Annotated in this window: 1 protein-coding gene; it reads right to left on the bottom strand. The window is 68.8% G+C overall.

Annotated elements, in window-relative coordinates; translation table 11 throughout:
• A partial coding sequence (locus tag RZ1_RS29490) for an AMP-binding protein (RefSeq protein WP_139282088.1) occupies positions 1 to 789 on the bottom strand: 789 nt, incomplete at both ends.

Here is a 789-nt window from a genome sequence, read left to right as displayed (position 1 = left end):
TGCCGTGTGCTCCGGCGCTGGGGACGCCACGTGCAGCGGGTAACCCGCCGTCGAATCATCCTGCGGTACAAAGTCGTCGACGAACACGACGGAGCGTTCGCTCTCAGTTCCGAAACCCTCGCCCCGCGTGGTGAGCACACACACCGGATCGGCGGTGCCCAGGATGTAGTCCGTCCGCTCCGCGGGCTGATCCGGATCCACCGGCACATACGCGCCACCGGCCTTCGCGACCGCGACCATGCCGATCACCAGTTCCACCGACCGGCGCATCCCGAGCGCCACCCGGGCCTCGGGACCGACGCCGAGGTCGGCCAGCTGCCGGGCGGCCGCCCCGGCCCACGCGTCGACCTGCCGATACGTCCAGGTGCGTTCCCCGAATTCGAGTGCCGGCGCGTCCGGGGTCGCGGCGACCCGATCCTCGAACAACGACACCAACGTCGCCGACGAATCCACCTCACGCGCAGTATCGTTGAACGACTCCAGAATCCGCGACCGCTCCCCCGCACCGAGAATCTCCAGATCCCCGACCGGACGCGACGGCTCCGCCACGACCTCCTCGAGCACCCGCACGAACCGCTCCACGAACCCGGCCACCGTCGACTCGTCGAACAACGCCGTCGCATACGTCACGAACCCGCCGATCCCCGCAGGAACCCCGGCCTCGTCGTAGGTGTCCTGCACGATCCAGTGCAGATCGAACTGCGAGGTGTCCCCGGCGAGGTCGATGCCCTCGACGGCGACCGACGGCAGTTCGAGTGTGCTCTGGGCGAGGTTCTGGAAGGACAGCCC

It is taken from the genome of Rhodococcus zopfii NBRC 100606 = JCM 9919 (assembly GCF_001895025.1).
Lineage (GTDB): Bacteria > Actinomycetota > Actinomycetes > Mycobacteriales > Mycobacteriaceae > Rhodococcus > Rhodococcus zopfii.
The sequence above is the reverse complement of the archived record's forward strand: the minus strand, read 5'-3'. Positions and strand labels throughout refer to the sequence as shown.